The following is an 8,444-nucleotide window of genomic DNA, read 5'->3' on the forward strand; positions in this document are numbered from 1 at the left end:
GGCGAGCCGCGGCAGCAGCCCCGCTGCGAGGGGTGAGGACATCCCGGAGTGGGAGCCCTCGAAGAACATGCCGCTGCCGGCGAAGTGGCCCAGCACCGGGACGTCGACGGCGTCGGCCACCGCCTTGACCATGCCGTAGCCCACGGTCGCGTAGGTGACCATGACGGCGCGCGCCCCGGCGTCGACGGCGCGCCGCGCGGTGTCGACCACCCGGTCGGGGCTGTCGGTGACGTTGGGCAGGTAGACGACGTCCTTGCCGGTCTCCTCCAGGACGGCGCGCGCGGCCTTGCCGAACTCGCGCACCCGCTCCTCCACGGGGGAGAAGGCGGTGTTGCCGAGGAGCTCGTCGTCCTTGATGAGGTCGACGCCGCCCAGCGCCGTCTCGTAGAAGATCTTCGCCGCGTCCGCCGGGGCCAGCCCGGTGCACGGCTTGATCATGTTGAGCGTCAACGGCCGGTCGTGGACCCCGACGAGGTCGCGCACGCCGGCGATGCCGTGCCGCGGGCCGCCGAGCTCGGCGGCGAAGGAGTCGGGCAGCTCGAGGTCGACGAGCTTGGCCTGCACCGAGGTCGAGGCGTCGTTGCCGAGGAGCGTGGTGAGCATCATCGGGAACTGGGCCCCGAAGTTCACCGTCGGCAGCGCGAGCTGGACGAAGAAGCCGTGCACCTCGCCCTCGGCCTGGCTGCGCACGTCCACCGGCGGCGCCTCCAGCACCCGGACCACCCGTCCCTCGTGCCGGGCGCGCAGCTCCGGCGTGAGCCCCGGGACGTCGATCCAGGTACCGACCGTCTGCCCGACGGCGAAGGCGGTGGTCTTGGCGAGCACGTCGGACTCGGCGTCGAGCTCGAGGTAGTGGGTGGCGAGGAGGTAGTCCTTGGTGCGGACGTCCTCGGGCGTGACGAAGAGGTCGGTGGACAGCGTCATCGATGGCTCCTTCGGAGGGGGGTGGCTAGGCTGGAGAACGCGTCGTCCCGTGCCGGAGCGGGACGAGCGAGCGGGACGGAGGTCGCGCCGTGGACGAGGCCCACAGGTCACATCTGGAGGAGCACCTCGGGCGAGCGGTCGCCCCGGGTGCCGAGTCGCTCAGCGGCGACCCGGAGCACGTCGAGGGTGCTCCCGTCGCGGAGGGGGCGCAGTCCCTCGCCGGGGGAGACCCGCCCGAGGAGAGCCGGCACGGGCGCCGCATCGCCCGGGGTGCCGAGTCGCTCAGCGGCGAGCCCGGCGAGCACGCGGAGGGCGCCGGGCACGGCTGACCGCGCCGGCGCCCTCGCCCGCGGCTAGGCTAGGGTCGCCGTCGGCCCAGGCGACGACGAGAACGGGAGACGCAGCATGACGACCGACCACGACGCCTACATCGCCGCGGCACCCGGGCAGTTCCACGACGAGCTGAGGTGGCTGCGCACGGTCCTGGCGCGCACGCTGCCCGACGCCGAGGAGGCCGTGGCGTACAACATGCCGGGCTTCGCGGTCGGCGGCACGGTCGTCGCGAGCTACGCCGCGTTCAGCAAGCAGTGCGGCCTCTACCTCCTCCCGCACGCCATCGCCGAGCACGCCGAAGAGATCGCGGCCGCGGGCCACAAGGCCACCAAGACCGGCATCACCTTCACCCCACGCAAGCCGATCCCGGACGACCTCGTCGAGCGGCTCGCGCGGACCTCCCGGCGGGGTGCGAAGGGCTGAGGTCGACCCCGCGGGGACGGCCGAGTAGGCCGGCGTCCGTCGGGTCCGGCGGCTGATGACGCGGGCGGGCGTGCGGGGTCCTCGGCGGCTGAGTGCGAGAGGGTGCGGCGAGGTCCGGCGGCCGAGCGCGCGAAGCCCTCGGTGGCCGCGGCCATCGGGGTGCCGCGGTCCCGGCAGCCGAGTACGCGAAATCGCCTTGACCCTCCCGTGACGTGAGGCCCTAGCGTCCCGCGTATGACGTTCACCGTGCTCGACAGCCACACCGCCATGCGCGAGGTCCTCAACGCGCCGGTCGACCGACGCGCCGAGCTCTTCCGGCCCTTTCTCGACCGCGCGGCCGGCATGTACCGGTACTTCCCGGGCGAGCCCGACGTCGTCACCCTCCACCACATGGGGGCCGGCTTCCGGCTCGACGCCGACGATGACCGCTACCTCCCGGCCGTCGACCGCATGGCGGAGGCGCGAGTGTGGGAGCGGGTCGAGGGCGCTCTCGAGAAGGCCCTGACGGTCCAGCTGGACGCCACCCCGGACATCACCGTGCCCGAGGAGATCGTCGTCCTCATCGTCCTGGGCAACCCCGATGACGACCTCTTCATGGGCGCGAGCCGCGGCATGAGCGCCAACGGCAGCGTCACCGGATACCTGTGGATCAACATCTGGCCCCGGCCGGAGATCCTCGAGCAGGTCGAGGCCATCGCCGTCCACGAGCTGAACCACAACCTGCGCTACGCGAACCGGGTCTGGGACCCGGCCACCGTCACGGTGGGCGAGCACGTCGTCGCCGAAGGGCTCGCCGACGCCTTCGCCCGCCAGCTCTACGGCGACCTCGGCTACACCGTCATCGGCCGCGATCTCCTCGCCGACGACGACGTGTTCGCCAAGGTCCTCACCGGGCTCGACGTCACCGGGATGGAGCACTTCACCGCGTGGGTCCTCGGCGACGCCCACGCCGTGCGCTTCGGCGCGCAGGCGGTAGGACTGCCGACCGGTGCCGGCTACGCGGCGGGCAACCGCCTGGTCGACGCCTACCTCTCCGCCACCGGACAGACGGCGGCCCAGGCCCTGTTGGCCGACCGGGACGAGGTCATCCGCGCCACGGTCGGCCGCCGCTGACGCTCCGTGGAGGGTACCGCGTCGTCCTCCCGAAGGGACGGCGCCGCCGGATCAGCCGGCGGCGTGGCCCGCCCCGCCACGGTCGGCCGCCGCTGAGGCTCCGCCGTGCGTGCCGTCGCCCGCTGCGCCGATGCTGCGGTAGGTGACGTGCGTGACGAGCGGCGTGGTCCGGCTGCTCACCGGGACGAGCTCGAGGTCCCCCACGTCGGCGAAGAGGCGTTCGCCCGCGCCGAGGACGATCGGCGCGATGTGCAGCCGGAGCTCGTCGATGAACCCCGCAGCGAGGTACTGGTTGATCGTGCCGGCGCCGCCCGCGACGGCGACGTCCCCGTCACCGGCCGCGGCGCGCGCCTGCTCGATCGCGGCGGTGATGCCGTCGGTGACGAAGTGGAAGGTGGTGCCGCCCTCCATCTCGACCGGCTCGTGCGGGTAGTGGGTCAGCACGAACACCGGTGCGTGGTACGGCGGGTCCTCACCCCACCAGCCGCGCCACTCCTCGTCCCACTCGCCGCGGACCGGACCGAACATGTTGCGCCCCATGATGAAGGCGCGTGCGGCGACGATGGCGGCGCGCTCGTCCGCGTTCTCCTCCACCCGCTCGAACTGCCAGCGGTGGAGCCGCTCGCCGCCCACTCCGAGCGGTTCCTCACGGGACTGGTCGGGTCCGGCGACGAACCCGTCGAGGGACACCGTCACGTCACAGGTCACCCGGCTCATCGCGTCCTCCTCGACTGCTTGCACATTGCCACTGGTCGGTACGGTATCCGGACCGGAGGTAACCTGCAATCAGTTTTCTCGGGAGGGAGGGCTCGTGGTGGAACGGCGCTCGGGGTGCCCGATCAACCTGTCCCTCGAGGTGATCGGGGACAGGTGGTCGCTGCTCGTCATCCGCGACATCGTCTTCGGGCGCCGGCGGCACTACCGCGAGCTGCTCACCCGTTCCGAGGAGGGCATCGCCTCCAACATCCTCGGCGACCGGCTCCGCCGGCTCGTGGACGCCGGGCTCCTCACGCGCACGCCCGACCCCAGCCACCGGCAGAAGCGCCTCTACAGCCTCACCGAGCCGGCGATCCAGCTCGTCCCCGTGCTCGCCCAGCTGGGCGCGTGGGGCAGGCGGCACCTGCCCGTGACCCCCGAGCTGAGCATCCGTGCACAGGTCCTCGAGGAGGGTGGCCCGGCGCTGTGGGAGGACCTCATGGACGAGCTGCGCGAGATCCACCTCGGCATCCCCCGACCCGCCGGGACACCGTCCGTGCTCGAGCGGCTCCAGACCGCCTACGAGCAGGCGCTCGCCGAGCAGGCGGCAGGCTGAGGGCCTGACCCGGTGTGCGGGGCGGTGCCGGTCGTCGGCGCCGGCACCGCGGGAACCTCCGACGGCCGGGGGCCTTGGCGCGGGCCGCCCACTCGGCCACCATGGGCAGATGTCCGCACTGGTGCCGCACACCGTGCCGGCCCCGCTGCGCCCCCTCGTCTCCAGCGCCGTGGGCTACCGGGTGCCGGCCTACCCCGCCGGGGTGCACCGCGGGCTGCCCTCCCGCCACCTCACGCTCGTCATCGAGCTTCTCGCCCCGCTCGGCGTCACCGGGATGGAGCGGCCGGTCTCGGCGCACGGGGTCGTCGGGGGCCTCCACACCAGTGCCGCCCTGATCGACGCCACCCGTCCGCAGGAGGGCCTGCAGTACGGGCTCACGCCGCTCGGGGCGCGCGTGCTCCTCGGCGTGCCCGCCGGTGAGCTGCGCGGCCGCGCCGTCGACCTCGGCGACGTCGTCGGGCACCTCGCCCTCAGGCTCGTCGACCGGCTCGCCACCGCATCCGGTTGGGACGAGCGGTTCGGCCTGCTGGACGCCGCCCTGCTCCGTCGCGCCGCCGACTGGGACGGACACCTCGGCCGGGCCTCCATCGCCCCCGAGGTCGCCGAGGCGTGGCGGCTCATCCTGACCGGCGACGGCACGCTCCCGATCGCCACGGTCGCCGCCCACGTCGGGTGGGGCAGGCGCCACCTCGCCGAGCGCTTCCGGCTGGTCACCGGCCTCACGCCGAAGGAGGCGGCGCGCGTGGTCCGGTTCGAGAAGGCGCAGCGGCTGCTCCGCACCCGGCGACCGCCCCTCGCCGAGCTCGCCGTCGTGGCCGGGTACGCCGACCAGCCGCACCTGGCGCGGGAGTGGCGCGCGCTCACCGGGGTGAGCATCACGACCTGGGTCCGCGAGGAGCTCCCATTTGTGCAAGACGTACCCGCCGAGGTGCGCGCACACTCCCTGACATGAGCAGCAACGAGGCAACCACCCAGCAGACCGGCCTGCCCGCCCCGACCCCGAGCGTCTGGCCGAGTGTGGGCTTCACCGACGTCGACGCCGGTGTCCGCTTCCTCACCGACGTCCTCGGGTTCGTCGTCACCGCGCTCTACCGCGACGACGACGGGACCGTCGTCCACGCCGAGGCCCGCTGGCCCGACGGCGGCGGCGTGATGTTCGGCAGCCGCGGCAAGGCGGGGGACTGGGGCGCCCTCGGCCCCCAGGGCGTGTACGTCGCCGCCGCCGAGCGGTCGACCGTCGAGGCCGCATGGGAGCGCGTGCGGGCCGCCGACGACGTCGAGGTCCTCCTCGGGCTCCACGAGACGCCCTACGACCCGGCGACCTTCTCCCTCCGGGACCGCGACGGGAACCTGTGGAGCATGGGCACCTACCGCGGGGAGTAGCGGCCGCGCGTTCGCGCAGCGGCCGCGAGCGGCCGTCAGCCGCGCCTCGTGACCGCCTCGCGCCGGGCTGCCGTCAGTGCCGCCGCACCGAGCACCACGGCGCTCGCGGCCACCCACACCAGGTGCACCCACGGCGGCTGCGCCGCCCGACCGACCCAGAGCTCGACGTCCTCGACCGGGATCACCGTCCGGTAGGCCAGCTGTCCGAAGTGGTACGTCGGGAGCCACTGCGCCACCCGTCCGACGACGTCGGGGAGCTCCCCGAGCGGGAAGAAGAACCCTGAGGCGAAGCTCAGCGGCAGGAAGACGAGGTTGGCGATCACCGTCGCCGCGCGCGGACGGGCGAGGAACGCGATCGCGAAGCCGAGCGGGGCGAAGAGCAGCACCCCGCCGACGAGCGTGGCGGCCAACGAGAGCCACGCCGTCACCGGCAGCCGGACCTCGCCGAACGCCGCCGCCACCGCCGCCATGACCACGACGACGAGCCCCGCGTGGAGCACCGCGGTGGCCGACTTGCCGGCGAGGTGCACCCAGGTGGGGAACGGCGTCGCCGCCAGGGTGCGGGGCCAGCCGCGGCCGCGCTCCTTGGCCACGTCCTCCCCGAAGGTGAAGATCGCCAGCGACACGACGCCGTAGCAGGCCATCGACACGAGCATCGCCAGCGTGACGGGTGTGCCGGCGGGGAGCAGGCTGCCGACCCGCGGCAGCCCGAACATCGCGTAGAGCAGCACCGGCACGGCCATCGCACCGACGGCGAACTCCGCGCTGCGGAACGAGGACCGCAGCTGTCCCGCGGACGACACCCCCAGCAGCCGCAGCGGCACGACCGCGGGACTGGGGACGACAGCACTCATCTCCAGGCTCCTTCGACTGCGGGACTCTCCTCGGTCAGCGTGAGGAACACGTCCTCCAGGGCGCCACCGTCCGCGAGCAGCTCACGCGGCGGTGCGTCGGCCAGCACCCGGCCACCGGCGACGACGACCACCCGGTCCGCCACCGCCTCCGCCTCGGTGAGGTCGTGCGTGGCGAACAGGACGGTGGCACCGTCGGCGACGCTCGCCCGCGCCAGCCGCCAGAAGGTGCGCCGGGCGGCGACGTCCATCGCGGCGGTCGGCTCATCGAGCAGCAGCAGCTCCGGTGCCCCGACGAGCGCCATCGCGAGCAGCAGGCGCTGCCGCTCGCCCCCCGACAGCGCTGTGACCGTGCGGCGTGCCCGGTCGGCCAGGGCGGTGCGCTCGAGCACCTCGCGCACGGGCAGCGGCCGCGGGTAGGCGCGGCCGACCAACCCGACCAGCTCCGCGACCGTCACCTGGTCCGGCAGCCCGGCGGACTGGAGCATCGCCCCGACCCGGTGCCGGTGGGAGCCCGGCGGTGCCCCCAGCACCTCGACCCGGCCCGCGCTGGGGCGCACCAGCCCCAGCAGCAGCTCGAAGACCGTCGTCTTGCCGGCACCGTTCGGGCCGAGCAGGGCGACGATCTCCCCGCGCGCGACGGCGATGTCCACCCCCGCCAGGGCGGTCGTCGGGCCGTACCTCTTGTGCACGCCAGTGAGCGAGAGAACGTCCATCGTCGGCTCCTTCCTGTCGACTCGACGCTAGGAGCCCGGCGGGGGAGCGCGGTGGTGCCGAAAGGCCCGACTTCGGCCCATGACCAATGGCACCCCCGGCAGCACCCCGCCGCTCTACCATCACGGGTGTGACCTCCCCCACCGACGTCGGAGGCGGTGCTGCCACCGGACTGGCCGCCGTCCTCGTCTCGGGCGCCGCCGTGGGGGTCTCCGCAGCCACCGGGAGCTGGCAGCCGGAGGGCGACCGGGCCGTCGCGTGGGGGCTGGCCTTCGGGGCCTACGTGCTGGTCTACGTCGCGCTGTCCGAGCTCGTCTCCCGGCGCCCGCTGCTGCCCGAGCGCGCCGGTGCGCTGGTGCTGCTCGCCGCGGGGCTGGCGGTGTGGTTCCTCGACCCGACGCTCACCTGGATGGCCACCCTGTTCGTCGTCACGGCGGGCACCTGGACCTCGCTCTTCTCCCGCGGTGTGGTCACCACGCTCGTCGTGCTGCAGTCCGTGGCCGTCGCACTGGGGATGGTGCTCACCGCCGCCGACGGCGCTGCCGTGCTCGCCCTCACCGGTGCGTTCGCCTCCTTCCAGGCGTTCGCCGTCGTCGTCATCCGCGGTGCCGAGCGGGAGCGCGCGGCACGGGCCGAGCTCGACGACGCGCACCGCCGACTGCGCGCCACCCACGAGGAGCTGCGGACCGCGCACGCTGAGCTCCGCGCCGCCACCGCCCTGCTCTCGGCGGCCAGCCGGGACGCCGAACGGCTGCGCATCGCCCGCGACCTGCACGACGGGGTGGGCCACCAGCTCACCGCGCTCGCCCTCGAGCTCGAGATCGCGGGGCACCGCGGCGCGGGGGACGGCGCCCTCCACGTCACCCGCGCGCGGGACATCGCCAAGGGGCTGCTCACCGAGGTGCGCGACACCGTGAGCGCCCTGCGCGACGAGCCGCAGCAGCTCGCCGACACGCTGCGCGAGCTCCTCGGTGAGCTGCCCGGCCTCGCCGTCGGTCTGGAGGTCGACGTGGCCGAGCCGCCCGGCCAGGACGTGGCGCTCGCCGTCGGGCGTGCCGTGCAGGAGATCGCCACCAACACGCTGCGTCACTCCGGTGCGCACCGGCTCGACGTCGCCGTCACCCAGGACGACGCCGGCACCCTGACCGTCCACGCGCGCGACGACGGCCGCGGTGCACCGGTGGTGGTCCCGGGCAACGGGCTGCACGGCATGGCGGAGCGCGTGCGGGCCCTGGGCGGGTACGTGGCGGTCGAGTCGGGGCCGGGGGAGGGGTTCGCGGTCACCGTCCGGCTGCCGCGCACGGCCGCGACACCGCTCGGACCCCGCGCCCTGACCATCGAGCGGCGCCCCGGCGCGCGACACCCGAACCCCGCGGAGCCGGCGCAACCGG

General features: G+C 74.2%; 11 protein-coding genes. 7 read left to right on the forward strand and 4 right to left on the reverse strand.

Going from position 1 to position 8,444, the window contains the following annotated elements:
* A partial coding sequence (locus Q0195_RS08065) for a RuBisCO large subunit C-terminal-like domain-containing protein (RefSeq protein WP_299276875.1) occupies window positions 1-924 on the reverse strand: 924 nt, incomplete at its 3' end.
* Between the two features lie 89 nt (window positions 925-1,013).
* Here Q0195_RS08065 and Q0195_RS08070 point away from each other — a divergent pair.
* The 3 genes from Q0195_RS08070 to Q0195_RS08080 all read left to right on the forward strand — a co-directional run bounded on the left by Q0195_RS08070 (window position 1,014) and on the right by Q0195_RS08080 (window position 2,793).
* Window positions 1,014-1,253 (forward strand): hypothetical protein, encoded by a 240-nt coding sequence (locus Q0195_RS08070; RefSeq protein WP_299276878.1) that lies wholly within the window; start codon window positions 1,014-1,016, stop codon window positions 1,251-1,253.
* A gap of 76 nt (window positions 1,254-1,329) precedes the next feature.
* Entirely contained in the window at window positions 1,330-1,680 is a 351-nt protein-coding gene (locus tag Q0195_RS08075; protein WP_299276880.1) for an iron chaperone, read from the forward strand.
* 234 nt (window positions 1,681-1,914) lie between these two features.
* On the forward strand, window positions 1,915-2,793 hold the full coding sequence (locus Q0195_RS08080) for a DUF2268 domain-containing putative Zn-dependent protease (RefSeq protein ID WP_299276883.1): 879 nt from the start codon (window positions 1,915-1,917) through the stop codon (window positions 2,791-2,793).
* 51 nt (window positions 2,794-2,844) lie between these two features.
* Here Q0195_RS08080 and Q0195_RS08085 read toward each other — a convergent pair whose 3' ends face one another.
* Window positions 2,845-3,510, reverse strand: a complete 666-nt coding sequence (locus Q0195_RS08085) for a dihydrofolate reductase family protein (protein ID WP_299276885.1) — start codon at window positions 3,508-3,510, stop codon at window positions 2,845-2,847.
* A 94-nt stretch (window positions 3,511-3,604) separates the two neighbouring features.
* Here Q0195_RS08085 and Q0195_RS08090 point away from each other — a divergent pair, with 94 nt between their 5' ends.
* From Q0195_RS08090 to Q0195_RS08100, 3 genes are all read left to right on the forward strand, one after another.
* The gene (locus Q0195_RS08090) at window positions 3,605-4,105 is read left to right on the forward strand and encodes a helix-turn-helix domain-containing protein (RefSeq protein ID WP_299276888.1); all 501 of its coding nucleotides are present in this window, start codon (window positions 3,605-3,607) and stop codon (window positions 4,103-4,105) included.
* 109 nt (window positions 4,106-4,214) lie between these two features.
* Window positions 4,215-5,057 carry an AraC family transcriptional regulator gene (locus Q0195_RS08095; RefSeq protein ID WP_299276890.1) on the forward strand — a complete coding sequence of 281 codons (843 nt, stop codon included), beginning with the start codon at window positions 4,215-4,217 and terminating at the stop codon, window positions 5,055-5,057.
* Window positions 5,054-5,488, forward strand: a complete 435-nt coding sequence (locus Q0195_RS08100) for a VOC family protein (protein WP_299276892.1) — start codon at window positions 5,054-5,056, stop codon at window positions 5,486-5,488. Before Q0195_RS08095 ends, Q0195_RS08100 begins: the two co-directional genes overlap by 4 nt.
* Window positions 5,489-5,523: 35 nt before the next feature.
* Here the strand turns inward: Q0195_RS08100 and Q0195_RS08105 are convergent, their stop codons facing one another.
* A complete protein-coding gene (locus tag Q0195_RS08105; protein WP_299276895.1) occupies window positions 5,524-6,342 on the reverse strand; it encodes an ABC transporter permease in 819 nt (272 codons plus the stop codon).
* Window positions 6,339-7,055: an ABC transporter ATP-binding protein gene (locus Q0195_RS08110; RefSeq protein ID WP_299276897.1), complete on the reverse strand. Its 717-nt coding sequence runs from the start codon at window positions 7,053-7,055 to the stop codon at window positions 6,339-6,341. Before Q0195_RS08110 ends, Q0195_RS08105 begins: the two co-directional genes overlap by 4 nt.
* A gap of 128 nt (window positions 7,056-7,183) precedes the next feature.
* On the opposite strand from Q0195_RS08110, the gene Q0195_RS08115 reads away from it, so the two are divergent.
* Window positions 7,184-8,444: sensor histidine kinase (locus tag Q0195_RS08115; RefSeq protein WP_299276900.1), on the forward strand; the 1,261-nt coding region annotated here is incomplete at its 3' end.

Origin of the sequence: uncultured Georgenia sp. (assembly GCF_937958535.1) — a bacterium.
Classification (GTDB): Bacteria; Actinomycetota; Actinomycetes; order Actinomycetales; family Actinomycetaceae; genus Oceanitalea.